General features: G+C 68.3%; 12 protein-coding genes. 2 read left to right on the top strand and 10 right to left on the bottom strand.

The annotated features are described in order from the left end of the window. Nucleotides 1–13 precede the first annotated feature (13 nt). The 10 genes from H3H55_RS07005 to wecB all read right to left on the bottom strand — a co-directional run bounded on the left by H3H55_RS07005 (nucleotide 14) and on the right by wecB (nucleotide 22407). Entirely contained in the window at nucleotides 14–3988 is a 3975-nt protein-coding gene (locus tag H3H55_RS07005; protein WP_193098114.1) for a cytochrome P450, read from the bottom strand. Beyond that, the gene (locus tag H3H55_RS07000; protein ID WP_193098113.1) at nucleotides 3985–10023 is read right to left on the bottom strand and encodes an SDR family oxidoreductase; all 6039 of its coding nucleotides are present in this window, start codon (nucleotides 10021–10023) and stop codon (nucleotides 3985–3987) included. Before H3H55_RS07000 ends, H3H55_RS07005 begins: the two co-directional genes overlap by 4 nt. A 76-nt stretch (nucleotides 10024–10099) precedes the next feature. After that, nucleotides 10100–11701 carry an acyltransferase domain-containing protein gene (locus H3H55_RS06995; protein WP_193098112.1) on the bottom strand — a complete coding sequence of 534 codons (1602 nt, stop codon included), beginning with the start codon at nucleotides 11699–11701 and terminating at the stop codon, nucleotides 10100–10102. Next, on the bottom strand, nucleotides 11683–13110 hold the full coding sequence (locus H3H55_RS06990; RefSeq protein ID WP_193098111.1) for a TolC family protein: 1428 nt from the start codon (nucleotides 13108–13110) through the stop codon (nucleotides 11683–11685). The genes H3H55_RS06995 and H3H55_RS06990 overlap by 19 nt, the downstream gene beginning before the upstream one ends. 3 nt (nucleotides 13111–13113) lie before the next feature. After that, nucleotides 13114–15336: a peptidase domain-containing ABC transporter gene (locus H3H55_RS06985; protein ID WP_193098110.1), complete on the bottom strand. Its 2223-nt coding sequence runs from the start codon at nucleotides 15334–15336 to the stop codon at nucleotides 13114–13116. 11 nt (nucleotides 15337–15347) lie between these two features. Beyond that, the gene (locus H3H55_RS06980) at nucleotides 15348–16625 is read right to left on the bottom strand and encodes an HlyD family secretion protein (protein WP_193098109.1); all 1278 of its coding nucleotides are present in this window, start codon (nucleotides 16623–16625) and stop codon (nucleotides 15348–15350) included. Between the two features lie 148 nt (nucleotides 16626–16773). Continuing rightward, entirely contained in the window at nucleotides 16774–16968 is a 195-nt protein-coding gene (locus H3H55_RS06975; RefSeq protein ID WP_129514256.1) for a hypothetical protein, read from the bottom strand. A gap of 876 nt (nucleotides 16969–17844) precedes the next feature. Then, nucleotides 17845–20169, bottom strand: coding sequence for a xanthine dehydrogenase family protein molybdopterin-binding subunit (locus H3H55_RS06970; protein ID WP_193098108.1), 2325 nt, complete (start codon nucleotides 20167–20169; stop codon nucleotides 17845–17847). Then, a complete protein-coding gene (locus tag H3H55_RS06965) occupies nucleotides 20166–20627 on the bottom strand; it encodes a (2Fe-2S)-binding protein (RefSeq protein WP_048244327.1) in 462 nt (153 codons plus the stop codon). Before H3H55_RS06965 ends, H3H55_RS06970 begins: the two co-directional genes overlap by 4 nt. Nucleotides 20628–21189: 562 nt before the next feature. Beyond that, entirely contained in the window at nucleotides 21190–22407 is a 1218-nt protein-coding gene (gene wecB, locus H3H55_RS06960) for a non-hydrolyzing UDP-N-acetylglucosamine 2-epimerase (protein WP_129514253.1), read from the bottom strand. A gap of 1323 nt (nucleotides 22408–23730) precedes the next feature. Between wecB and H3H55_RS06955 the strand changes: the two genes are divergently transcribed. Together H3H55_RS06955 and glmS are read left to right on the top strand one after the other, a co-directional pair. Next, nucleotides 23731–24819 (top strand): hypothetical protein, encoded by a 1089-nt coding sequence (locus H3H55_RS06955; protein ID WP_129514252.1) that lies wholly within the window; start codon nucleotides 23731–23733, stop codon nucleotides 24817–24819. A 48-nt stretch (nucleotides 24820–24867) separates the two neighbouring features. Further along, nucleotides 24868–26685 carry a glutamine--fructose-6-phosphate transaminase (isomerizing) gene (glmS, locus tag H3H55_RS06950; RefSeq protein ID WP_193098107.1) on the top strand — a complete coding sequence of 606 codons (1818 nt, stop codon included), beginning with the start codon at nucleotides 24868–24870 and terminating at the stop codon, nucleotides 26683–26685. The last annotated feature ends 211 nt before the right edge of the window (nucleotides 26686–26896 follow it).

Raw genomic sequence — 26896 nt, 5'->3', positions numbered from 1 at the left:
CTCCTCTTCCCGTTCAAAGAACCGACGCCGCGACGGCCTGCGTGCCGGTCGCGACGACGAGCGCCGCGCCGCGCAGTTCCGCGATCAGCGCGCCTGCGCGATCGGCGATCGCGAAACGACCGTCCGGACCGCGCAGCAGCATCTCGGCGTCGCCGGCCTGCGCGGCACCGAACACGATGCGACCGATGCACCATGCGCGCGGCGGCTCGCCGTCGTCCGGCCACACGCCGAGCAGCACGCGCAGCACGTTTTCCAGGTGATTGACCGGCAGCCACAGCTGCGGACACGGCGCATCGCCGGCGTCGCCCGGCGCACGCCACAGCGCGTCGGGGTCGGCGGCTTTCGCCTGCCCGATCCCGTCGCTCCACCGGGCCTCGGGCAACAAGTCGCCGCGCCAGCTCGCGTGCACGGCTGCCCGGGCCGGATCGTGGCCCGCTTCTCGCGGCAGCCGTACCATCGCGCCGGCGGGCGGCAGGCTGCGGTACACGAACGTCGCATCGAGCAGCGCGCGGCCCGCAAGCGACACGCACCGCACCGTCACGCGCCAGCCGTCGTCCGCGGTCCGACCGGTCACGTCGGTATCGAGCGCGAGATCGCCGTGGCGATCGAGCGCGTCGGCCAGCGCGTCGAGCGCGATCGTCACGTCGACGGCTTCGTGCAGGTACGCGCGCTCGCCATCGGGCAGCGCGACCCAGTCGGCCACGACGCGCGCATGCTCGAGCAGCAGCGACGCCGGTACGGCCGCGCGGCCGCCGAGGCGGAACGCGCGCGTATAGGGCGCGCCCACGGCGCGATAACGCGTCGAGATGCACGCGAACGGCCGGAATCGCCGCGGCGCACCCGCGTGATGCCGGCGCGTCGCGAGCTCGCCCAGGTTCGGCAAGCCGTCGACGGCGTCGAATCCGCGAAGCTGGATCGGCGTCAGCGCGCGGCCGACCGCACCCATGTACATCGGTTCGCCGCTGCCGGGCGCCGCGAGTTCCGCGAGCCAGTGCCGCACGCCGTCGTCGATGCGCATCGGGCTCACGTAGCGCCGCGTGACGGCGAGGTTCGTGATCATCCCGACCCCGTCCCAGGTCGGCCACACGAGCGTCTTCACGATACGGCCGCCCGCGTCGCGTCGCGCCCACCAGCCGAGCCGCGCGAGCGCCTCGTTCGCGGCCGCATAGTCGGTCTCGCCCGTCATGCCGCCCCAGCGGCCGGTCAGCGAACCGACGTTGATGAAGTATTCGACGCGCGGCCGGTTGCGCACCGCCGCGTGAAGACTCATGAAGCCGAGCACCTTCACGCGCACGGTGCCGACGAATTCGTCGGCCGTCTTGCGCGACAGCCGCACCGGCTGGTCGATCCCGGCGTTGTGGATCACGCCGCGCAGCCGCTCGCCGAATTCGTCGCAGAGCGCGCGCACCGCATCCGCATCGGTCACGTCGCATACGCGGTAGCGCACCGGCAGGCCGAGCGCCGCCGCCGCATCGAGCGATGCCTTCAGCTCGCGACGTCGTTCGAGCTGCCGCAGCGTGTGCCGGATCGCCTTCGGCGGCCGTTCCGGGGTGGCCTGACGCAACTGGTCGAGCCCGTAGCGCTTGAAGCCGGCGGCGTCGAGCGCGAGCCACGGCTCGTCGCCGGCCGGCACCGCATCGCGCCCGGTGACGACCACCGTGCAGCGACGGCGCTTCGCGATCTCGCACGCGGCCAGGAAGCCGATGCCGCGCGCACCGCCCGAAAACAGCACGACGTCGTCGGGCCCCCAGTCGGGCGCCGCATCGGCCGGCAGATCGTCGCGGGTCGCGACGAGCGTATGGCGGCGTCCGCCGCGATGGCCGACCTCGAAGCGCCCCCACCGATACAGCTCGCGGGCGATCAGCCCGTCGACGCGGCCCGTTTCGTCGGGCGCGATGTCGAGCACGCGCACGTTGCAGTTCGGCAGTTCCTGCGGCAGCGTCTTCGCGAGCCCGGCCCACAGTCCGCCGAGCGGCTGCACGAGCGCGTCGTCGCCGTATCCCATCAGGCCGTCCTGCCAGGTCAGCGCCAGATAGAACAGCCGCGACGTCGATTCCTCCTGCGACCAGTCGCCGTAGCACGCCTGCAGCAACGCGACCGTGCGGCGCAGCGGCACTTCCCACTGATCGCGCGCGTCGATGGAGAACGGCGCTTCGACGCCGAGATCGACGATCCCGTCGAACGGCCCCGACTGCGCGACGAACGTGCTCGCGGCCGTCGCGTAATCGGTGCCGTCGACCGGCACGAACACGCTCGCCCTCGCGCATGCGCGCGTGAGCGCCGCCACCACACGCTCGACCGTGCGGCCAAGGCCGTTGACGATCGCGATCCGCTTGCCGCTCAGTTCCGCCGCCGGCACATCGGGCAGCGGCTCGATCCCGACCGGCCGCCACGTGAAGCGGTGCGTCGGCGCATCGTCCGAGCCCGGCTGCGCCTCGGGCGCGCCCGCGTCGTGCTGCAGGAAGGCCAGCACGCCGGCTGACAGCGTGGGGCCGGCGGAATGATCGGGTGCAGGCGGCGCCTCGTCCGCCGGTCGTGCGCCATCGCTTGCCGGCGCTTGCGTGCCCGCGACCGGACCCACCGGCATGCGCGACGCCGGCGCGCTGGCGTCGAGCCCGGCACGCCCCGTGGGCCCCGGCTCGCGCGCTCGCGCCTTCGCGATCAGTTGAATCCCGTCGCGCGGGCGCAGCGAGATCGTCGCGCCGGTGTCGAGCGAGCGGCCCGGCACCGCGCTCAGATCGACGTGCTGCGCGACGACCGCGATCAGCACGCGCATCTGCAACAACGCGGTCTGGTAGCCGATGCATTTGCGCATCCCGCCGCCGAACGGAAAGTACGCGTACTTGTGGCGTGCCGGCGCGTGCGATCCGAAGTTCTCCGGATCGAATGCGTCCGGGTTGGCCCACAGCGCCGGATGGCGATGCGTGACGTACGGCGACATGAACACCGACGAGCCGGCCGGCACGTGATAACCGCCGATTTCGTCGTCGTCGACCAGATCGCGCGTGAAGCCCCAGATCGGCGGGTAGAGACGCAGGATCTCGTCGACGGTCTGCACCAGATACGGCAGGCGTTCGATGTCGCCCGCATCCGGCGCGCGGCCGCCGAGCACCGCGTCGAGTTCCTCGCGCAGCCGGCGCAGTACGCCCGGGTGCTGCGCGAGCGCATACAGCCCCCACGCCATCCCGCTGCCGGTGGTTTCGTGGCCGGCGAGAAACACCGTCATCACCTCGTCGTGCACTTCGCGCTCGGTCAGCGGCGCGCCCGTGTCCGGGTCGCGCGCGGCGAGCAGCAGCGAAATCACGTCGCTCGTTTCGCAGCGCCCCGCGCGATGCTCGGCGACGATCGCGTCGACGATCGCGTCGATCCCGCGGCGCGCGCGCGCGATCCGGCGATTGAACGGCGTCGGCATCCAGCGCGGCACGAAATCGTTCATGTTGCCCTGCGGCATCATCGCCTCGATGCCGAAGCGCACGGCCGGCCCGACGTCGTCCGCATGCCGCGAGATGTCCGCGTTGAACAGCATCAGCCCGAGCATGCGCAGGCTCACGCGCATCATTTCCTCGACGACATCGAACGGCGCGTGCGCCGGCCGCTTCAGCCAGTGCTCGACGAGCGCGAGCGCCGCGTCGCCGACGGCGGTCGTGTGCGACTCCACCTGCTTGCGGTGAAAGAGCGGCTGCACCACGCGCCGGTGACGCCGCCAGAATTCGCCGTCGGTCGTCAGGAGCCCGTCGCCGAAGAACATCTTGAAGTTGTCGTAGAAGCGGCCGCGCACGTAGTTGCGGTGATTGTCCTGCAGCACGTGCTGGATGCCGTCCGGATGCGCGAGCGCATGCGTGAGGAACGGGCCGAGGCGATTGCGCGCGACGTCGCCGTACTGCTGCTGCAGCTTCAGCAGCATCGTGACCGGATTACGCTTGTACTCCGCGAGATTGCCCATCACGACACTGCCGCGCGGGCCGGGTGCGAGTCGCTTCGTGCTCATGCGGACACCTGTTCGGAGGGCGCGCGCGCGGCCAGTTGCGCGTCGATCTCGCCGCGTGCGGCGAACGCGCCGGTCACGCGGTGCACGTAGCCGATCACGATGCCCGTCACGTCGCGCATCTGCATCAGGATCCGGCCGTCCGGGCGCACCGCGACGAACCGGTTGCCGCTGCTGGCCGGCCCTTCGAGCGCGAACGCGCGCGGCGTCACGCGCAGCGCGATCGACGCGTGGCGGCTCGACAGTTCGCAGTCGTTCCCGGCTTCGTACAGGTCGATGCGGCCGATCGACATCGGCGCCGCGAGCGGGATGTAGTCGCCGGCGACATGGTCGAGCGCGGCCACGCGCGCCAGCCCGTCGAGCAGGATGCTCGGTACCACGAAGCGCGAGAACACCGGGTCGCCGCCGGGCACGTTCAGCCGGAAACGCGCCTGCTTGCCCGCGTCGCTCATGCCGGTGTCGGTCGTCGACACGAACATGCCGGTCAGCCGCACCGGTGCCGCGTCGAAGTGGTACGGATCGGCGACGGGCGTCAACGTGCCGCCCGGCGGTTCGCTCCACATCGGCGCCGGCGCATACGCGTCGGCCAGGCGAACGGTGATCTCGAAGTGCGGCTTGTCGCGCACGAGCACCTGCCCGCCCGGCGCCAGCACGTCGCCGGAGATCCGCACGCGCACCAGCACGGCGTCGCCGTCGCGCGACACGATCCGCGCATGGATGCGCTTCACGCTCGGGCGCTTCGCGTCGTAGACACGCAGGAAGTGCAGGAATGCCGCGTCCGCGAAGCCGACGACCTTGAGCCCCGGCACGAGCCGCAGCGCCGCCTCGGCGGCCACTTCCGGCACGAACGTTCCGGGTAATGTCGGGAAGCCGTTGACGACGTGATGTTGCAGATACGCGTCGCGTTCGAGATCGAACACGCGCTCGAAGGTCACGCTGTCGTCGGTGCGCGCGAGCTCCGCGCCGAGATAGAAATCGGGATCACGCGAAGCGGCGGCGGAAGCCGGCGCCGCTTCGTCCAGGTCGAAATAGCCGGGCAGATGTGTTTCGATCGCGCGCCGCTCGGCCTCGCCGAGATGCACGGACATCGCCGCGCGCTCGCCGAGACCGAGTTCGCGCATGAAGTGATGCTGCCCCTCCGCGGTACGCATGCTCGTAAACAGGCCGCTCTTCTCGAGAAACGCGCGCGTGACCGGGTTCGCGCCGAGCCCGACCGAGCGCCACAGCGTCCACCCGATCGTGAATTCGTCGTGACCGAGCGCCGCGCGGTGATACGACGCCTGCGTGTTCAGGAAGTCGTTACCCGACGCGTAGTCGGTTTCCCCCGCCTGCCCGGTCAGGCCGATGAACGAGCCGAAGTTGCACCACAGCCGCGGTTGCCGCGTGCCGAACGCGTCGCGCAGGTTCCAGTAGCCGCGCACCTTGATGTCGCGCACCGCGACGAAATCGTCCAGCGACTTCACGAGCACCGACGCCGAGCGGTTCAGCCCGGCCGCGTTGACCAGCAGGTCGACCCGCCGCTCGCGCGCGAGAATCGTGTCGATGGCCGTGCGCACGCTGTCGGCATCGAGCACGTCGGCGCGCAGGTACGTGACGCGATGCGCGCCGCAGAACGCGCGCATCGCCTCGATGTTCATGCACGCGGTGCGCGCGTCGGCGCGGCGCTCGAACGCACGGATGATCGCGGGCAACGGCCGCTCCGGATGCAGTGCCTTCTGCTGGCGGATGTAGTCGGGACGACTCTTCGCAAACGCCTCGTCGTCGAGCGCGAGGAGTTCCGCATCGACCGCGTCGAGCGCGCTGCTGCCGATCAGGTACAGCGTCGGACGCACGTGCGCGGCCAGCGTCTTCATCAGTTCGCCGGTGATTCCGCGCGCGCCGCCGACCGCGACGACGACCGCATCCGGGCCGAGCGACAAGCGCTCGTCCGCGCGCAGCTCGCCCGCGTCCTCGATCACGCGCGGCGTGCGGCGACGGCCGGCGCCCAGCGCGACGACCGGCAGCCAGTGCCGCGCGGCGCTTTCGCGCTCGGCGTCGCGCAGCGCGTCGGGCAGCGCGCGCGCGTCGGTCAGCACCGCGATCGGGCGCGCCTCCGGCATCTCGATCGCGAGCGCCTTCACGAGCCCCGTGAACAACCCCGCATCCGGATGCGGCACCTCGCCCGCGAGTGCGTCGAGCAGCAACGCGACGAAGGTGCCGTCGCGCTTGAGCCCGCCGTGCCAGCGCTTGGTTGCGAGGAACGCCAGGTCGTGCAGCGCGAGCCGCTCGGGCCTGGCCGGCGCCGCGGCGCCAAGCGCAAGCGTGCCCGCGTCGAGCGACGTCAGCACGCGCACGTGGCCGATGTCGTCGGGCAATCCATCGAACGCCGCTTCGTCGATCCGCTCGATCCAGTGCCAGCCCGGCCGGCGCGCGGCGAACGGCCGCGTCGACAGCACCACGCAGCCGGGGCCCGGATCGGCCTGCGCGGCCAGTGCGTCCGGCATGTCGGTGACGATCACGCAGCGCGGCGCGACGAACGGGGTCGGCTGACCCGCGGGCCGCCACGGCGCGTCGCGCCATTCGATCCGGTAGCGCGCGACGCCGAGCGGCTCGCCGTCGGCCGCGACGCCGGTTCGACGCAGCGTGCCGGGCAGCAAGGTCCCGCGTGCGGCGGGTTCCACTGACGCGGCGGCCGGCGCCGCCGCATTCGCGGACTGCGTTGGCTCGGCCGTGCGTTGCGGCGCATGCGGCGCGGCTTGCGCGTCTATGCCTTCGCATGCGACGTGCAGCGCGTAACGTGCGCGATCGCCGCCGCCGTCGCGCGCGAGCGTCGTGCCGGGCGTACGCGCGACGATCGCGCGCAGCACGTCGATCGCCGAATCGGCTCCCGCATACGTGACCGCGCGGCCCGTCGCGTCGCACGGCGCGGCCGGCTCGACGCCCGCTCGCGCATCGCCGCCGCCGACCACCGCGAGCACGGGCAGCCCTTCGGCCTGCGCGCGCCGTACCGTCGTCACCGCAAACAGCACGATGCCCTCCGCGAGCGGCAGCCCGAATGCCGGGCGCACTTCCTCCGCCGAGTTGCCGTTGATCCCGCCGACGATCGCCATGTCGAGCTCGCCGCTGCACAGGAAGCGCTCGGCCGCCTCGAACGCGGCCAGCGTCGACGCGTGGCCCGCATCGATCGTCATGTTCATTCCGTGCAGGTCGTGATAATTCGCGACGCGCGCCGGAATCACGTTCGGCATCATCCCCGGAAACGAGTTCTCGGTCGTCGGCGCGACGAGCTGCTTCGTCGCATCGCGCAAGCCGCCCAGCAGGCGTTCGGTCGCCGCGCGCTCGTCCGGCCGCGTTGCGTCGAGCACCGCGGCGGCGATGTCGTCGAGATAGCAGCGGCTCGCGTAGAGCGCCGCGTTGCGCGTCGGTCCCATGTGGCCCATCACGAGCCCGATCGTGTCCGCGTGCTCATGCCAGAACGCGCCGAGGTGTTCGCGCAGATCGTGTGCGGCGTCGAGCGCCATCAGCTGACAGCGATCGAGCGCGCGCAGCACCGCCGGCGGCATCTTCACGCGCGCGAAGCTCGGCAGCGGATAGCCGACGCCGAAACTCGCGTCGGGCGCGCGCCCTTCGCCGCGCAGCCACGCGGCGACCTGCGCGTCGCCATCGAGGCCCGGAAATCTGGAAGACCAGCCGACGATCGCGAGCGGTTCGCTTTTGAACCGGCCGCTCGCGCGACCGGCAGGCAGATCCGCGCGATATTCCGACACGATCAGGTGACCGTTCGTCCCGCCGAAGCCGAAACCGGACACCGCCGCGATGCGCGCTGACTCCTGCCGCCGCGGCCACGACACCGGTGCGACCGGAATCCGCAGGTTCGCGCCGGCCATGTCGAATTCCGGCGGCGGTTCGCTGAAGCGGTGCTGCGGCGGAATCACCTGATGCCGCAACCCGAGCAGCACCTGGATCACCGACACGACGCCGGCCGCCCAGCCTGTATGACCGACCAGCGATTTGTTCGACGTCACCTGCACCGTGCGGTCGCGCCGGATCGCGTCGCGCAGGCTCTGGAATTCGGCGAGATCGCCGGCCGGCGTGCCCGTTGCGTGCGCAACGACCCAGTCGACGTCGGCCGGCACCGTCGCGGTCCGCGCATACGCGCGATCGATCGCGATGCGCTGGCCGGCCGAATTCGGTGCGTAGATCGCCTTGCCCTTGCCGTCGGACGACGAGCCGAACGATTTCAGCACGCCGAGAATGCGGTCGCCGTCCGCACGCGCGCGCTTCAGGCGCTTCAGGATCACGACGCCCGCGCCATCCGCGAACAGCACGCCGTCGCAGCCGCGATCGAGCGGCCGCACCTCGCCGCTGCGCGACAGGCCGTGCAGCTTCGAGAACAGGATCGAGCCGCGCGGCGCGAGCGCGAACGCGCCGCCGCACGCGACGACGTCCTGTTTGCCGAGCAGCAACGCCTTGATCCCGAGATCGATCGAATACAGCGACGACGAACAGGCGGTATCGACCATCATGCATTGCGCGTCGTCCGGCAGCACGCCTTTCATCGCGTTCAGCCCGACGCGATGCGGAAAGAACGATGCGAGATCGCCCGCGCCGCGCGCATAACGTGCACTCAGCACCGCGTCGATCGCCGCCACGCGGCGCATGCGCTCGGCCGCGTCGACGCCCGCGTCGATCAGCACCGCGTTCAGGCGCTCGCGCGCGGCGGCCAGCACCATCCCCTCTTCGAGGTGCTGGCTGCCATCCGCCGTGTAGCCGACGAGAAACGCAACGCGATCGGCGTCGCGCAGCGTCACGCCGTCGAGCGACTGGCACAGCGCGTGACGCAGCCACAGCGTCGTCAGTTCGCGCGGCGCGGTGCCCGCGTCGAGTTCGGCGCGCACCGCCGGACACGGTTCGAAATGCTCGATGAAAACGGAACGCGACTGATAGCTCTTGTCTTCCGCCGACGTGTCGGGCGAATAGAACGAGCGGTAGTCCCAGCGATCCGGCGGCACGTTGCCGAACAGCTCGGGGCCGTCCAGCAGCGCACGCCAAAACGCGTCCGGATCGCTCGCGCCGGGCAATGCGAGCCCCATGCCGACCACGGCGATGTCGTCGCTGTCCGGCAGGCCGTCGGCCGATGCCTCGGCGCGCCCGTCTTCGTGTGGTGCCGCCTGCGCCGTCGACGCCATCGCTGCGGCGGGTTGCGCCGCAACGGCAGCGGCTGCAGCGGCTGCCGCATCGGCCGCGCCATCGCCACGCGTCGACGTCGCCCACTCGGCGCGCGGCGACAACCCCTCGCTGCACAGCGACAACCCGCCGTCGGCAACGACCACCTGCCCGGTGATCCAGCGCGCCGCGTCCGAGGCGAGAAACACCACGAGATCGGCCAGATCCTCGGCGCGCGCGAGCCGCTTCAGCGGCGTCGCCGCGATGCTCGAACGCTTGGTGTTTTCCGGGTCAGGAAACTGCGCGGCGACGTCGCCGTCGATCAGCGTCGACGATGCGCCGTTCACGCGAATGTCGCGCCCCGCATACTCGACCGCGAGATAGCGCGTCAGCGATTCGAGCGCCGCCTTCGCGGTGCCCACGACCAGATAGTTCGCCGGCACCAGCGTCGCACCGACCGACGACACGTTGACGATCGCACCGCCGCCCGATCGCGCCATCAACGCCGCGGCGCGGCGCGCGCACCAGAACGCGCCCTTCAGGTTCGTGTCGAGCGCACGATCGAAATGCTCGGCGCCGATCTCGTCGACGCCGAGCAGCGCACCGGACGCCGCATTGTTGACGAGCACGTCGAGCCGGCCGTAGCGCCGTTCGATCTCGTCGAACATCCGGTCGACCTGCGCCTGCTGCGCGACCGACGCACGGATCACGTCGACGGTCGCGCCGAGCGCGCGCAGTTCCTCGGCCGTCTCCTTCGACGCGTCGAGCGAGTGGAAGAAATTCAGGATCACGTGCGCGCCCTGCTCGGCGAATCGCCTGCAGATCGCCTTGCCCACGTTTTTCGCACCGCCCGTCACGAGAACGAGCTTGCCGCGCATGCTGGTATTCGACATGGATCGCCTGCCTATCGAGAACTTGTCATTACCGGGCAGGGCCCCCCCTGCCGACCAACGCTTCGGCCAATGGCCGTCAAACGACCGCCTTCCCCTGGTTCTCGTAGACGAAATCGACGATCTGCCCCATCGCCTTGAAATCGCCGCTGCGGAAATTCGCGGGCAGCGGCGGCAGCGCGTAGCGCGCGGTGATGCGCTGAATGATCTCGGTCTGCTTGACCGAGTCGATGCCGAGTTCGGCTTCGAGCTCGATTGTTTCGGAGAACACCTCGGCCGGATATTCCATCGCTTCCGCGTAGATATCGACGAGCTCCGTGAACAGTCGCTCACGCGGCACGTGCGCGGGTTTCGCGGCCACCGCCGCGAGCGGCTCGTGGGGCGCCGACGGCGCCGGCACGGCCGTCAGCGCCGGCGCAGCCACGGCCGCAAGACGCGGCGCGAGCGCGCTGACCGGCTGCTCCGGTGCGAATGCGGCGGCGATCGACGCGGCATTCGGCGCGGCGCTCGCCGGCGTCGCGCCCGCCGCGTCGAACGCCTGACGCAGTTCGCCCTTGAGCCAGTCGACGATGTGCGGTCCGCGCGCATGCCAGAACGCGTCGAAACCGAAGCCGGTATTGCCGATGCGAATATCGTCCTTCATGATGCTGTTCTCCTGGAAATAACGGGTGATCGTCGTGACGACGCTGGTTTCCTCTGTCGCGCTCGACGGGCCGCCGAACGTCCTGACCGTGCCGGGCCCGGCGATGCGCACGACGATTCGCGCCAGCGCGTTGAGCGCGCCGCATTCGACATAGCGCCCGATGCCGTCGGCGCACGCGGCGCGAATCGCATCGGCGAATCGCACCGGCAGCACGAAGTGCGACGCGAGGCGTGCGCCGGGATCGTCGGCGCCGCTGTAGCGGCGGCCGAGGATCGGCGAATACACCGGAATCGCGAGCGTGCCGTGGCGATACGCGGCAAGGCGCACGGCGAACTGTTCGCGCGCGCCGGCCAGATCGGGGTGATGAAATCCATAGGGGGACCTGATCGTCTGCGCGGTCGTGCCGCGCGCCGCACACGCCGCGACGAAGCGTTCCAGCTCATCGCGCGGACCGGACACGACGGTCTGCGACGCGTGGTTCTCGACCGCGACGCACACGTTGCGCACCGCATGCGTCACGACGCTCGCATCGATCAACTCGCGCGTCGCGTCGGCACCCGCGGAAATCGCGGCCATCATCCCGCCGGCCGGCGCCGCCGCCCGCAACGACGCGATCCGGTCGCAGACGATCCGCGCGCCCTGCTCGATCGAGTACATGCCGCCGCACACCAACGCCGCAATCTCGCCGAAGCTGTGCCCGATCAACACGTCGGGCACGACGCCGCGCGCATGCAGCACGCCGAACATCCCGACCGACGCGCCGAAGATCCCGAGCTGCAGCAGATCGGGCGCTTCGCGCAGCCACGTGTCGAGCCCGGCATCGTCGCGCCACAGCGCGCCGGTCAGTGGGCGGCCGAGCCGCTCGCTCGCGACCGCGTCGATCGTGTCGAGCGTCTGCCGCACGCTCCGATGGTCGCGGCCAAGCTGCCGCAACGCACCCGCATAAAACGCCCCTTGTCCCGGGAACAGGAACGCGCAGCCGCGCTGCCGCGCGTCGCCCGCGTCCGGTCCGGCGCCGCTCAACCCGCGTCGTTCCATAATCCCAATCTCCCAAGGCTTTCGGCCAGCTTCAGTCTCGCGATCCGCCACTTCGACACCGCGAGCACGCGCTGCCGGCGTGCGTCCGCCAGCGCCGACTGCGCGTTCAGCAGTTCCGTGAACGTGCCGACGCCGGCCTTGTAACGGCCGCGCGCGATGTCGAGCGAATGCAGCGCGGTGTCGAGCAGATGCCGCGAGTTGTCCAGGTTCGTCGTGTCGGTCTGCAGGCTCTGGTAGCTCTTCCACACGTCGAGCGATACCTTGAGTTCGGTGTTGCGCACGTCGGCTTCCTGCGCGTCCGCCTGCGCCTTCGCCTCGGCGACGCGGTAGCCGGATGCGAAACCTTCGAACAGCGGAATCGAGATCTGGATGCCGATCGAATTGCTGTGACTGCTCTGCAACTGGAACAACGATGCCTGCTGCTGGTATGACGGGTTGTTGCGCGCGAGGCTGCCCATCAGCGAGATCGTCGGCAGCGACTGGGCGCGCACCGCGCGAATCTGTTCGCGCGCTGCTTCGAGCTTCTCGCGCGCGGCGATCAGCTTCGGGTGATGGCGCTTCGCTTCGGCGATCAGGTCGGCGACACCGCGCGTGAAGTCGTCGCGATCGGGCGACGGTTCCGCATCGGCGATCCGCAGCGGCGTGTCGGCGTCGGCGCCCAGCGTCGTCGCGAGCGTTCCGATTGCGTTCTGCAGGTCGCCCTCGGCGCTGACGCGATCGAGCAACGCCTTGCGATACGTGGTCTGCGCCTGCAATGCATCGCTCAGCGTGCCCGCGCCGCCGTCGTGCCGCGCGCTCGCCTCGGCCAGGCTTTCCTGCGCCGCATGTTCGACCGCCTGCGCCGCATCGAGCGCCGCCTGCGCGTCGCGCAGCGCGTAAAACGCCTGCGCGGCATCGTAGAAGACGCTCTGCAACGCGTCGTCGTGTGCCGCGTTGGCGGCGCGCAGCAGCGCGCGCGCACGGTCGAGATTCGCGCCGCGCTTGCCGAAATCGAACAGCACCCAGCTCAGGTTAAGCATGCCGTAGCGGCTGGTGCTGCGCTGATCCTGCGAGAAGCCGCCGCTGTAGGCGGTCGTCACGTTGTCGCGCTCGATGCCCGCCGTCGCATTCAGCGTCGGCCAGTACGCGGCCTTCGACACGCCGACCTCGGCCGCCGCCGCGCGCGCATCCGACCACGTGCGGCTCAACTGCGGATGCGAGCAGATCGCCAGCAGGATCGCGTCCTCGAGCGCCAGCGGACGGTCGTCGGCATGCAGCGCGCCGCACGCGGTGGCCGACGCCATCGATGCCGCCGGCGTCGCCGCGACTTCGTTGCGCGTTCCATACACGTCGAGCATCTGCGCGCACGCCGGCGGCACGGATGCCGCGAGCGCGACGATGGCCAGCACGGTGGCGAGTCGGCGCTTCATCGCTCAACGCCCCGCGACCGGCGCGGCCGCGCCCGCGTCGTGCGTCGCCGCCGGCACCGCGCCCGACGCACCGGCGGACGACCTGGCCGCCGCGGCCGCGCGCATCGCCGCGGTCGACTGGTCGAGCACGACCTTGCCGCCCTGCAGCATGATGACGCGCTGCGCGGACGCGATCGTCTCCGGCCGGTGCGCGACGATCAGCCGCGTCATCGCGAGCTGCGTGACGGCCGCGTTGACTTGCATCTCGCGCTGCACGTCGAGATGGCTCGTCGCCTCGTCGAGCACGAGAATGCCCGGTCGCTTGTACAGCGCGCGCGCCAGCAGCACACGCTGCTTCTGGCCGCCGGACAGCACGGTACCCATGTCGCCGACGAGCGTGTTGTAGCCCATCGGCATCGCGGCGATGTCGTCATGCACGGCCGCGATCCGCGCGCATTCGGCGACCCACCGCGGGTCCGCGTCCGGATCGAAGAAGCTGATGTTGTCGGCGATCGAGCCCGCGAACAGCACGTCGTCCTGCAGCACCGTGCCGACCAGCGCGCGCAGCCGCTCGATGCCGAGCCGGCCGACGTCGACCCCGCCGATCCGCACGGTGCCGTCCGTCGGCTCGTGAATGCCGAGCAGCACGCTGATCAGCGTCGTCTTGCCGCAACCCGACGGCCCGACGATCGCGACCGACTCGCCCGCCGCGATCTTCGCGCTCACGCCGTCCAGCACGAGCGGCTCGCCGTCCGCGTAGCGGAACGACAGCCCGTCGATCTCGATGCTCGCGTCGAGCGCATCCGCTTCGCCCGGCACGTTGCGCAGGCTCGCGCCGGGTTCCGCTTCCGCGAACACGATGTCGGCCAGCCGCTCGCCCTGGAGCTGCAGCATCTTGACTTCGAAGTACTTGTCGATCAGGCTGCCGACCCGGCTGTCGAACTGGTTCTTGTATGCGTTGAACGCCATCAGCACGCCGACCGTGAACTGGCCGTCCATCACCATCCGCGCGCCAAGCCAGATGATCAGCACGTTCTCGATGCCGAACAGCAGGCCGTTGAGCTGTTGATAGAAGATCTGCAGCTTCTGCACATGCAGGCCGGCATTGACCTGTTCGACCAGCAGCGTGATCCAGCTCGCGCGGCGCTCCGTCTGGCGGTTGAACAACTTGATCGTCTTCACCCCGCGCACCGTCTCGAGGAAATGGCTCTGCTGCTTGGCCGCGTGCACGATCTGATCCTCGGTCGCGCGGCGCAGCGGGCCGTACCACAGCCACCGGACGAGCGCGTACAACGCCATCGTCGCCAGCGCGACGCATCCGAGCACGCGGCTGTACACGAACATCATCGCGAGCGTGACGATCGTCATCAACCCGTCGATCACCGCGCCGAGAAACGATGTGGTCAGCGTCTGCTGGATCGTGTCGATCGAGCCGAAGCGCGACACGACGTCGCCGAGATGGCGCCGCTCGTAATAGCGCACCGGCAGGCTCAGCAGGTGCGTGAACACGTTCGCGCGCCACTGGATGTTCAGCGTGACGCCGACATACATCAGCGCCCATGCGCGAATCGTGCCGGTCGCCTGCTGCATCAGCAGCAGCAGGCCGAACCCGAGCGCCAGTACCGTCAGCAGGTCGCGATCGGCGCTGACGATCACTTCGTCGATCACCCACTGCAGGAAGAACGGCTGCACGAGCATGAAGACTTCCAGCGCGATGGCCAGCACCAGGATCTGCGCGAGCGAGCGCGACAGCCCCGACACCGGGCCCAGCAGTTCGCGCAGCCTGACTGCCGGGCGCGCCGCGCGCGGCGCGAACCCGGAGGCCGGCCACAGCTCGAGCGCGACGCCGGTAAACGCGCGCGAAATTTCGGCGAGCGGCACCTTGCGGATACCGTGCGACGGATCGTGAATCGTCGCGGTCTTGCCGCTCACCTCCTTCAGCACGACGAAGTGGTTGAAATTCCAGTGCAGCAGGCACGGCAGGCGAAGCTGGCCGAGCTGAGCCATGTCGAGCTTCACCGCACGCGTGCCGAGCGCGAGGCGCTGCGCGACCTCGATCACGCGCCCGAGTCCCGCGCCCTTCAGCGAGACGGGAAATTGCCCGCGCAGCGTCGCGAGATCGACATGGTGGCCGTGAAAACCCGCCACCATCGCGAGACACGCGAGCCCACATTCGGCCGCTTCGGTCTGCAGGATCATCGGAAGCCTGGAGCCGAGGCCGAACGACAGTCGATCGAGTAATGCCATGCGCGACCTCGTCAGAGTTTGCCGGTCAGGCTGTAAAGCGGCTCGAGCACCCACTCGTACAGGCGCCTGCGTTCCTGCAGGATGTCCGCCTGCAGCGCCATGCCGGCCTGCAATGGTTGCTGCGCGCCATATGCGGTGACGTGCTGCGCGTCGAGCGCGACGATCACACGATAGAAGGTCGCGTCGCGCCCCTCGCCCGGCGTCGCCGCCGGGCCGCCGTCGTTCGCGAGTTCGGCCGCCGACAGCGCCGTGCGCGCGATCGACACGACCACGGCCCGATACTGGCCGAACTTCTGGTAGGGGAACGCCTGATAGCGGATCAGCACCGGTTCGCCGACCCGCACGAAGCCGATCGCCGTGCTCGGCACGAACAGATGCGCCTGCCAGCGCGCGCCGCCCGGCACGACACTCGCGAGCGGTCGCGACGGGTCGACCGACTGGCCGACGTCCGCAATCGCCGCCGTCACGACGCCCGTTTCCGGTGCGGTGACGACGATCCGGCGCTTCGCCTCGCTCTCGATCAGGTTCTGGTCGACGTCGATCACGTTGCGATCGATCTGCGCCAGCTGGTTCTGCTGCTTCAGGCCGAGGCCGGCCAGTTCATTGTTCGCTTCGGTCAGCGACTGCGCCGTCGACGCGCGCTCGCGCAGCAGCCCGTTCAGCTTCGACTGCTGGTCGAGCAGGTCGGCCTCGCGCTGCTGCGCCTGATCCTTCGAAATGTAGTCCTGGGCCAGCAGGCCGCGATAGCGTTTCGCGCCGTCGGCCGCGATCGACGTGCGCAGCCGTTGCGCCGCGAGTTGATCGTCGAGCCGTGCGAGTTCGCCACCCAGGTTCGCGATCTTCGCCTGTACCGTCGCGCGTTCGTCCTGCTGCAGGCTGCGCGTCTTGCCCATTTCCGCGAGCAGCGACGCCTTGCGCTGGCGCGCCTGTGCGATCAGCGCGGCCTGCGTGGCGCCTTCCGCCGCGCTCTGCAGGTCGGTGGACACCGTATAAAGCGTCTGGCCGCGCGCGACGTGCTGCCCTTCCTTCACGTCCCGCTCGACGACGATGCCCGGCTGCAGCGCATAGACCTTGACCAGCCCCGCATCCGGCATGACGATGCCGCTGACCGTCGTGCGGCGCGTATAGGTGCCGAACGCGAAGAACAGCAGCACGCAGACGGCCATCGCCACCGCGGCCGTCGCCAGCAGCGTCAGCGACACGGGGCGCACCAGCACGATCTCGCCCAGTGCGCCGGCGCGCTGAGCCTGTTGCGCTTCGTGCCGGAAGAGAGAAGTCGGGGTCGTCAAGATACGGGATTACGGACAGTCAGTTGGGTTCGACACATGCATTCCGGTTGCCCGGGAATATCGCCGCGGCACACCGCTTCGGTGCCGCGGCGAGCGATTCACGCAATCGCGACGCGTGGCGCGCGATTGCGCGGAAATCGCATCCGGCTTACGCGTGTTGGCCGGTCAGCAGGCCGAGCAGCGTGTTGCCCGTGCCGACGACAGCCGTCGTCAGTGCTTCGCCGACGTTGTACAGCGTCTGGCCGTACAGCTCGACCACGTTGCCCAGCGTGTCGAAAATCGAGCCGCCGCTGTAGTAGCCGCCGGAAACTTGAGCGATTTCCTGCTGATTCAGTTCTTGCATTGCTTTTCTCCAGATTGAGAATGCTAGATAACCCATCTAGCGAGGCACCGAACCGCGCCGCACCCGCGACGCGGGTCAATCACGTTAATAACTTAAGCTTCGTCGAACGGGATTACATTGATTTGCCATGCGCCACAAATCGATTCATTCAAGCGGCGTACGGCATCCACTCCAACAAAACACATGAATATATTTATTAAAAATATTGCCACCATCGATCGGCATTCGACAAAAAACATCCGCCGATACGGAGTTAATCCTCGCGATGCTGGACATCCGATTCGGCGCCCCGCAGCTGCAGACGTGCGGATGCCATTGCGCGCAGGCGTTCCGACGCCCTGCTTGCCATCAAGCAGAAGGAATACTCACCGGATAATCGATCGGCAATACATTTAAGCCAGATGCCGACCACCGATTTAACCAAACATGACAAAACAGCCGCGCGACATCAGATGCTCCACACCAATATTTTTACGCACTGAATTCAACGGGCCAATCATCTGACACTTTCGCCCCTCTCTTTGTACGATACCGCACCATCGGGCAAACCCGCACTCCGAGGCCAATTGATGCTGTTTTTACGAGGAATGCGTTACTTGAAGTCGGCGATTGAATTCCCGCAGTTGATTCCGGGCAGCGGCCGTCCTCGCCGGACGGTCCCGGTGAAATCAATCGAATTCACGTGTAAATAAAACGTATGAATCGGCCACACGCGATGGCCGGGAGAACGAGCGAACCCGTTGTGAGGCGCCCGGCCATGTCGTTGCCCCGGTCTCGCGAAACGGGCGACGGTCGGTCAGCGCACGTCTTTTCGGCGGCCGGTTCAGGCGTATGCGCGCGCCGGGCCGTATGAAGGCACCGGCGCGCGACCGCGTGTCAACCCGCCTGCGGTTTCGAGAGTTGGTCAGCGACCGGCAGGCTGCGGATGCGCGTGCCCGTCGCCGCGAAGATCGCGTTGGTCAGCGCGGGCGCGACGGGCGGCAGGCCCGGTTCGCCCACACCGCCGAGCGGCGTCGCGAAGTCGTCCGGTGCGACCAGATGCACGCGGATTTCGCGCGGCGCCTCGTTCATCCTCAGCACCTGGAAGCCGTTGAAATTGCTCTGTTCCGGATGGCCGTCCTTGAACGTGATCTCGCCGTGCAGCGCGATGCCGAGCCCCATCACCACCGCGCCCTCGAGCTGCGAGCGCACGCGCTCCGGATTGACCTGCGGCCCGCAGTCGATCGCGATGTCGACGCGCGGCACCGAGATCCTGCCGTCCGCGCCGACCTGCACCTCGCACACCGCCGCCGTGTACGACACGAAGCTGCGATGCGCGGCGATCCCGAGCCCGTGCCCCTTCGGCAGCTTGCGCCCCCAGCCGGCCTCGCGCGCGACCGTCTCGACCACGCGCCGCAGCCGCCCGGTATCGACCGGATACAGTGCGGGGTCCTCGCCGTAGTTCACGTTCTTCACCGTGATGTGCGGCGCGAAACGGCGCGCGGGCCCGATCAGCTCGAGCAGGAAATCCTTCGGGTCGCGGCCGGCCGCGTGCGCCAGCTCCGCTACGAAGCTCTGAATCCCGAACGCGTGCGGAATGTTGTAGACCGAGCGGAACCAGCCGATCCGCGTGTGCGCTTCCGCGGCCGGATTCTCGATCCGCACGTTCGGAATCGCGAACGGCAGGTCCGCGATCCCTTGCGCGAGCTCGCCCGGCTGCTCGTGCACGACGCCGGCGCGGAAGGTCGACTGGATCGACGGCGCGACCGTGCGATGCTGCCACGCGACCACTTTCCCCGACGCATCGATCCCGCCGTCGAACGCTTCGAGCGACACGGCGTGGAAATAGTCGTGCGCGATGTCGTCCTCGCGCGTGAACGTCAGCTTGACGGGCGCGCCGACCGCCTTCGACAGCAGCGCCGCCTCCACCACGTAGTCGGGCTTCGACTTGCGGCCGAACCCGCCGCCGAGCAGCGTCACGTTGACCGTCACGCGCTCCGTCGGCAGCCCGAGCGCCTTCGCGAGCTCGTCGCGCGTGGTCTGCGGCGCCTGCGTGCAGGTCCACACTTCGCAGCGGCCGTCGGCCACGCGCGCGACGGCCGCGGGCGGCTCCATCGTCGCGTGCGCGAGATGCGGGATGTAGTACGTCGCGCGCACGCGTTTCGCGGCGCCGGCGAGTGCCGCCGCCGTGTCGCCGTCGTTGCGGATCACGTCGCCCGGCTGTGCGGCGGCCGCTTCGAGCGTCTTCCGATACGCGGCCGAGTCGTAACCCGCATTGGGCCCGCGCTTCCAGTCGATCTTCAATTGCGCGCGCCCCTGGATGGCCGTCCACGTGTCGCGGGCGACGACGGCCACGCCGCCAAGCGGCTGGAAGCCGGACGGCAGCGGCGTCGACGCGAGCTGCACGACCTTGACGACGCCCGGCAGCTTTTCGGCGGCCGATGCGTCGAACGACGCCACCGTGTCGCCATAGGCCGGCGGCCGCGCGACGACCGCATACAGCATGCCGTCGAGCCGCGTGTCGATCCCGTAGTGCGCGCGGCCGCCGACGATGTCGCGCCCGTCGATCAGTGCCGTTTCGCCCTTGCCGATATAGCGGAATTCGGCCGGCGCTTTCAGCACCACGGTGGCCGGATCCGGCGCCGGCAGCGCGGCCGCTTTCGCCGCAAGCTCGCCGAAACCAAGCTTGCGCCCGCTCTTCGTATCGACGACCTCGTGCACCGTCGCCTTGACCTGGCGCACGTCGACGCCCCACGCCACGGCAGCGGCCTGCTCGAGCATCGTGCGCGCGGCCGCGCCCGCACGGCGCAGCGCGGCGAAGCTCTGGCGCAGGCTGCGCGAGCCATCGGTGTTCTGGTTGCCGTAGCGCGGCTCGTCGCCGACGGCCTGGGCGACCTTCACGCGCGCCCAGTCCGCACCCAGCTCGTCCGCCACCACCAGCGCGACGCTCGTGCGCACGCCCTGCCCCATCTCCGAGCGGATGCAGGTCACGGTGACGGTGCCGTCCGGCGCGATCGCAACGAACAGATGCGGATCGTCGCGCAGCCCGTGCGGCATCCCCGCGCCGCCATACTGCGGATTCGCGCTGACGGGCGGCTGCATCGGCGCCGCCGCATGCGCGAGCGACGGCACGCCGAATGCGAGCAGCAGCCCGCCGGACGCGAAGCCGAGCAGCAACGCGCGGCGGCTTTCGTTGTGGACGGAGAGTTCGGGCGAGCTCATGCGGCACCTCCGCGGCGCACCGCCAGCCGGATCGCCGCACGAATGCGCGTATAGGTACCGCAGCGGCAGATGTTGCCGGACATCGCGTCGTCAATGTCGGCGTCGGTCGGATGGGGGTTCGTCTTCAGCAGCGACGCGGCCTGCATGATCTGTCCGGACTGGCAGTAGCCGCACTGCGCGACATTCAGTTCCTGCCATGCCTGCTGCAGCGGATGGGTCAGGTCCGTCGACAGTCCCTCGATCGTCGTCACGCGCTTGCCGGAAGCGGCCGCGACCGGCGTGATGCACGACCGGATCGCGACGCCGTCGAGATGCACGGTGCACGCGCCGCATAGCGCCATGCCGCAGCCGAACTTGGTGCCGGTGTGGCCGAGGACGTCGCGCAGATACCAGAGCAACGGCAGGTCGGGATTGCCGTCGAAATGCTGCTCGCTACCGTTGACGGTCAGCGTGATCATCGTTCACCTCCTGGTTGCGATGCCCGCACCGGGCAGGCATCGAGTGGGGATTCGAACGGCGCGGCGCACATTCCGAACGATCAGGTAGGCGTGGCGCCGTTTCGTTGACCGTGTCGCCTGCAGACACGATCGGGCGGATGCAGCAAACGATGTGGCTAGCCGGTTGCCCGCGCAACATTGCAACGACATCCCGGCCGGCCGCTCGTCCGCATGGATCGCCGCTCGCATTATCGAACCATTTCCGATTTGTCGTCGGATTGCGGCGATTCTGGAGTTTCAGGCAATTGGGGAAGGAAGTACGCGGTCAATTGAAGCGCCGCGGAGCAGCGCGACGCGACGGGCTTCGATGTGATTTCAGGAGGATGCGGAGCAGGTATTACCCAGCTTATCCGTGCGTGGCACGACGCCGGGAAACGGACATTCCGCGACTGCAATGTTGAGTTCGCGAGGAGATTCGCTCTGGCGCGCTACGGTCGCGCAAACGCGAATGTCCGGCCTCTCGGCCGGACAGGTCCCTCGCGCGACGACACCGAACGATTCGGCCGCTACCGCGCCGCCACGTTCATCGCGACCGCAACGCCTGCAACCCCAGCGTGAGCGCGTTATGCGGCATCTCCGCCGCGCCCATCGAAAAGCTCGTCGTCTTCGTGCTCGCGCCCGGCGTACGCATCAGCGCGTGAACGATCCGCTCGCTCGCATGGCCGTCGCCATACGGATTGTTCGCGCGCGCCATTTCCTCGTAGGCGCTGTCGCTGTCGAACAGCCTGGACGCCTCCCTGACGATCCGCTCCTGATCGGTGCCGACGAGTCGTGCGGTGCCGGCCTGGATTGCCTCGGGCCGCTCGGTCGTATCGCGCGTGACGAGCACCGGTTTGCCCAGCGCCGGCCCTTCCTCCTGAATGCCGCCCGAATCGGTGATGATGAAATGCGCACGCGACATCAGGAATACGAACGATAGATATTCCTGCGGTTCGATCAGGTAGATGTTCGGCACGCCGCCGAGCAGTGCGCGCGCCGGTTCTCGCACGTTCGGATTCATGTGCAGCGGATAGACGAACTGCGCGTCGGGATAACGATTTGCGAGCGTGCTCAACGCCCCGCAGAAATTCCGGAACGGCTCGCCGAAGCTCTCGCGGCGATGGCCGGTAATCAGCACGACACGACGCTGCGGTTCGAGAAACGGAAAATTCCCGGCAACCTTTTCCGTCAGCGCGGTGGTGTGGTCCAGCATGCGTTTGACCTCGTGCAACGCATCGATCACCGTATTGCCGGTCAGCACGACGGCGCCTCCCGGCACGCCCTCGCTGAGCAGGTTGTCCCGTGCCTTCCCGGTCGGTGCGAAATGCCACGACGATACGGCATCGGTCACGCGGCGATTCAGCTCCTCCGGCCACGGCGACCAGATATCGCCGCTACGCAAACCGGCCTCCACGTGCCCGACCGGCAAATAGCGATAGAACGCCGCGAGACTGACCGCGAGTGTGGTCGTCGTATCGCCGTGTACCAGCACGACGTCCGGACGCAATTCGTCGAAGACCATGCCGATCTCCTGAAGAATGCCGGTCGTCACGTCGGTCAGCGTCTGGCCTTGCCGCATCAGGTTGAGATCGTAGTCGGGCTTGATGTCGAACAGCGTCAGCACCTGATCGAGCATTTCCCGATGCTGCGCGGTCACGCATACCCTGACGTCCACATCTGTTTGCGTCTTCAGCGCGCGCACCAGCGGCGCCATCTTGATGGCCTCAGGCCGAGTCCCGAACGCAAGCAAGATCTTTTTCATCGTTATCCTCGTTTAGCCACTTCGCGCTGATCGACCCTGCTTGCGGCGCGAAGCATGTATTCAGACGGCGCCTCCCGTACTCGCACGCGGTCAACACGTGGTGGTGTCGCGGGCGAGCGCGCCGTCCTGTCCGCGCGGTCTCCGCCACGCGAATCGTCGTACTACCGGCGTCCCGTTGCACTTGATCAGTCACGTCATGAGTCGTTCCTCGCAGCGTCGAGCGTCACGTCCGTTCGTCACGTCTCTTCCAATACAGCAATAATCAAACCAGCCGCCCTGCGACCGGGCTCGGTCCGCGCGGAACACATGGCGTACATGCGGTGCGTAACGGAATGTTTCACAACTGCTACGAGCGCTGCATCGCCGGGCGAACGCGACACGGACAAACCTCCGGTCGTTCGCGCGATCCGTCCGACGACGACGTCCGATGAATGGCGAATTCGTGTCGATGGCCCATTGCGCATCGAAGCGCACGCATGCTGCGAAACGCTTTGCGTCGTCTCGATTCGCAACTTTTGTCTGTGCAGCGAACGGTGCGCACTCGATCGCTCGGTCATGGTCAAGCACGCAGAATTTACCGATATGCGGCGACGTTCGCGTCGCACGAATCGATGATCGGAAAATGTTGCGAATGTGTAACGCAAATCCGGAACCGGCGGTTGCATCGGAGTCCGGCCCATCCGGCGCAGGTGGAAGCCGGCACCGCGCCGGCTTCCAGACCGATGCACGCGCAACTAATTTCGCGTGGCGCGTCAACCATGTAAAGCCGCGCCCGGCAAGGCAGAACAAGTTCAGCAGATGAATCGCCCGCTGCACGACGCGTGCGGGCCGCAATGCCGGCCGCGCGTGGTCGCACCCCTTGCGCAAAAGCTGATTCGCCGGTGAATCAAAACACGCTGCTGCCACCCTGGCCGCACTCGCGGCCTGCCCTCCGCCCCTTGCTGTACGGGCCATCGCAGCCGATGGCTCACGCCTTGCTTAATACAGGACAGGTGCGTCCCGGAGCACCCGCACGACAGCAGACAAACGGGGACGTCAAAGCAACGAGCCGGGAGGTGACACGACGTGTCCGCGTGGGGCAAAAGGCAGCCGCCCCTGCGCGACGAACGTGCCGCCGTATCCCGTTGAAATCCGCGATCCGCGGGCCGCCTTCGAGCGCTCATGCGACGAACCGGCTCGTGAGCACGAGGAGCGGCACCAGCCTCAAGTTCACCCGCGCCAGGGTGCACTGAGCCACAACATCGACACGCTCGCCGGGCGCGACGCGGCCAACGCCGCGCCCGGAGACGATTGCGAAGGACTACCGCGCAGGAGCCCCCGACTATGAACCGGCCCGCGCTTTTCCCGACCGCACGCGCATGCGTGGCGGCCGCCGCCCGGCTGTGCCGTCGGTGGCGTGTCGCCTATTGGGTCGCCGCGTGCGGCTTCGCACTGCACGCGGGCGCTGCCGAGCTCCAGCTCAACGGGCTGTACCAACGCCCGGACGGGGCGATCACCGTGCGCCTGAACGGCGTCGGCATCGATCCGTATTTCGCCGCGAAGGCGCTGCTCGCCGCGTCCGATGCGCAGCTCGACGCCCATCAGGCCGCGCTCGCATGGATCGCGTGGCTGTTGCCGCGCCAGCGCCTGGACGGTGGTTTCAATCGCTACTGTGTGAAGAACGGCCAGTACAACGCATGCGCCGAAGCCGACGCCGACGACGCGATGATGGCGACCTGGATCGAACTGCTCGCCCGCTTCGCGCCACCCGACGGCATGCCCGCCGCCTGGGAACTCAGCCTGAACCGTGCAGGCACGCATCTGGACACGCTGCTCGACAAGCCTACCGGGGTCTATCAGATCTCGTCGTCGCTGCACGTCGCGCTGCTGATGGACAACGTCGAGGTACACAGCGCGTTCCAGGCGCTCTCGGCGTACTACCTCCGGCGCGCCGACTACACACATGCCGGCCCGTGGAGCCAGCGCGCCGACCGGCTCGCGTCGGCCATCGTGAAGGTGTTCTGGCGCGGCACGCAATCCGGTTTTCGCGTCAGCACGGCGCAGGTCAGCGATACGAGTTTTTATCCGTCGAAAGTCGCGCAGATCTTCCCGCTCCTGTCCGGCATTCAGGTGCCCGAACAATCCAACGAGACGATCTACGCGCAGTGGATGCAGAAGTACGGCAAGTCCTGGAAGCAACTTGCCGGCACCGATTATCCGTGGGGCTTGATCGCGCTCGTCGCGTTCAAGATGAACGACTGGGGCACGGTTGCCTGCTGGCACGCGCGATCCGGCCCGTACCGCCACGGCGCGCACTGGAACGTACTGGAGGAGTCGCTTTATCTGGCATTCGAGAGCCGGATGGCCGACCCCGTCGCACCCGCCCGATGCGGGTTCACGACGGCGGCGGCATCGGCAACCGCGTCGCGCTGATTCAAGGGTGCACGCGGTCCATGATGTTTAAAGGGAAGGAGACGTGTGATGTGTGGCATCGTCGGCGCGGTCGCGCAACGGGACATCGTCCCGATTCTGATTGAAGGTTTGCGCCGCCTCGAATATCGCGGCTACGATTCATGCGGCGTGGCGACGGTCGTCGACGGCCAGGCGCGCCGCGAGCGCAGCATGTCGCGCGTCGCCGATCTCGACGCGCACGTGCGCAGCGCCGGCCTGACCGGCAGCACCGGTATCGCGCACACCCGCTGGGCGACCCATGGCGCGCCGGCAACCTGCAACGCGCATCCGATCTTTTCGCGCGACGAAATCGCGCTCGTGCACAACGGCATCATCGAGAACCACGAAACGTTGCGCAAGCAACTTTCTGACGAGCACTACGAATTCGACGGCCAGACCGATACCGAGGTCGTCGCCCACCTGATCCACAGCAAGTATCGCGGCGACCTGCTCGCCGCCGTGCGCGATGCGACGTCGCAGTTGCACGGCGCCTACGCGATCGCCGTGTTCAGCAAGCACGAGCCTCAGCGGCTGATCGGCGCGCGGGCCGGCTCGCCGCTCGTCGTCGGCGTGAAGGACGGCGAATGCTTTCTCGCGTCCGACGCACTCGCGCTCGCCGGCATCACCGACCGCTTCATCTTTCTCGAGGAAGGCGACATCGTCGAGTTGACGCCGGGTGGCGTGCGTGTGCTCGATCGTCGCGGCGCACCGGTCGAGCGCGCGATACAGACCGTTTCCTCCGCGCAGGGCGTGGTCGAACTCGGGCCGTACCGGCATTTCATGCAGAAGGAGATTTTCGAACAACCGCAGGCCGTGGCCGCGACCATCCCCGATGCGGGGCTGTTCGATCCGGCCATATTTGGCCCGGACGCCGCGCGAGCGTTCGAGCAGATCGACAACGTGCTGATTCTTGCGTGCGGCACGAGTCATTACTCCGGCCTGACCGCGCGCCGCTGGCTCGAAACGATCGCGCGTTTGCCCGCGCAGGTCGAGATCGCGAGCGAATACCGTTACAGCGATGCACTCGCGCTGCCGAACACGCTGGTGGTGAGCGTGTCGCAATCCGGCGAAACCGCCGACACGCTCGCCGCGCTCAAGTACGCGCAGGCGCTCGGCCATATCGATACGCTGGCAATCTGCAACGTGCCGACCAGCGCGATGATGCGTCAGACCGGCCTGCGCTTCCTGACGCGGGCCGGCCCCGAAATCGGCGTCGCATCGACCAAGGCGTTCACGACGCAACTCGTCGCGTTGTTCATTCTCGCCGTCACGCTCGGGCGGCTGCGTGGCTACGTCGACGACGCGCAGCTCGCGCGCTACACGATGCAACTGCGACGCCTGCCCGACGCGCTCGACGACGTGCTCGGGCTGGAACCGCAGATCGAGCACTGGGCGGCGGAATTCGCGCAGCACGAGAATGCGCTGTTTCTCGGGCGCGGACTGCACTACCCGATCGCGCTCGAAGGCGCGCTGAAGCTGAAGGAGATTTCGTATATCCATGCGGAAGCGTATCCCGCGGGCGAGCTGAAGCACGGGCCGCTGGCGCTCGTGACCCACACCATGCCGGTGGCGACGATCGCACCGAACGACTCACTGCTCGAGAAGCTCAAGTCGAACATGCAGGAAGTGCGGGCGCGCGGCGGGCAGCTTTATGTGTTCGCCGATGCCGATACGCGGATCGACAACGGCGAAGGCGTGTCGGTGCTTCGAATGCCGGATTACTACGGGCTGTTGTCGCCGATCCTGCATGTGGTGCCGTTGCAGTTGCTCGCATATCACGCGGCGTGTTTGCGCGGCGCGGATATCGACAAGCCGAGGAATCTGGCGAAATCGGTGACGGTGGAGTGAGGGGGTTGTGTGACTTGGGTGGACCGGTGAAGGTCTTCAAGGGATCAGACTGGCCCGCCCTACGCGATTCGAAAGCGTGACCTGCGGCTCAGAAGGCCGCAGTCTAGCACCTAGAATGAATGGGACGATGCTTATCGAGCCGCGCCTGGCCTTCTAGCTTTTTCACCGCCGAGCTGCGTCGGCAGTGGGAAACATCATGCCGAGCCGGTAC

It is taken from the genome of Burkholderia sp. Z1 (genome assembly GCF_014893795.1).
Taxonomy (GTDB): domain Bacteria; phylum Pseudomonadota; class Gammaproteobacteria; order Burkholderiales; family Burkholderiaceae; genus Burkholderia; species Burkholderia theae.
This window is presented reverse-complemented; position numbering and strand designations above follow the sequence as displayed.

Coding starts and splice junctions, on each gene's coding strand:
- H3H55_RS06995 (WP_193098112.1), bottom strand. CDS start 11,701: ATGGAACGACGCGGGTTGAGCGGCGCCGGACCGGACGCGGGCGACGCG.
- H3H55_RS06985 (WP_193098110.1), bottom strand. CDS start 15,336: ATGGCATTACTCGATCGACTGTCGTTCGGCCTCGGCTCCAGGCTTCCG.
- H3H55_RS06965 (WP_048244327.1), bottom strand. CDS start 20,627: ATGATCACGCTGACCGTCAACGGTAGCGAGCAGCATTTCGACGGCAAT.
- H3H55_RS07000 (WP_193098113.1), bottom strand. CDS start 10,023: ATGTCGAATACCAGCATGCGCGGCAAGCTCGTTCTCGTGACGGGCGGT.
- wecB (WP_129514253.1), bottom strand. CDS start 22,407: ATGAAAAAGATCTTGCTTGCGTTCGGGACTCGGCCTGAGGCCATCAAG.
- H3H55_RS06955 (WP_129514252.1), top strand. CDS start 23,731: ATGAACCGGCCCGCGCTTTTCCCGACCGCACGCGCATGCGTGGCGGCC.
- H3H55_RS07005 (WP_193098114.1), bottom strand. CDS start 3,988: ATGAGCACGAAGCGACTCGCACCCGGCCCGCGCGGCAGTGTCGTGATG.
- glmS (WP_193098107.1), top strand. CDS start 24,868: ATGTGTGGCATCGTCGGCGCGGTCGCGCAACGGGACATCGTCCCGATT.
- H3H55_RS06970 (WP_193098108.1), bottom strand. CDS start 20,169: ATGAGCTCGCCCGAACTCTCCGTCCACAACGAAAGCCGCCGCGCGTTG.
- H3H55_RS06975 (WP_129514256.1), bottom strand. CDS start 16,968: ATGCAAGAACTGAATCAGCAGGAAATCGCTCAAGTTTCCGGCGGCTAC.
- H3H55_RS06990 (WP_193098111.1), bottom strand. CDS start 13,110: ATGAAGCGCCGACTCGCCACCGTGCTGGCCATCGTCGCGCTCGCGGCA.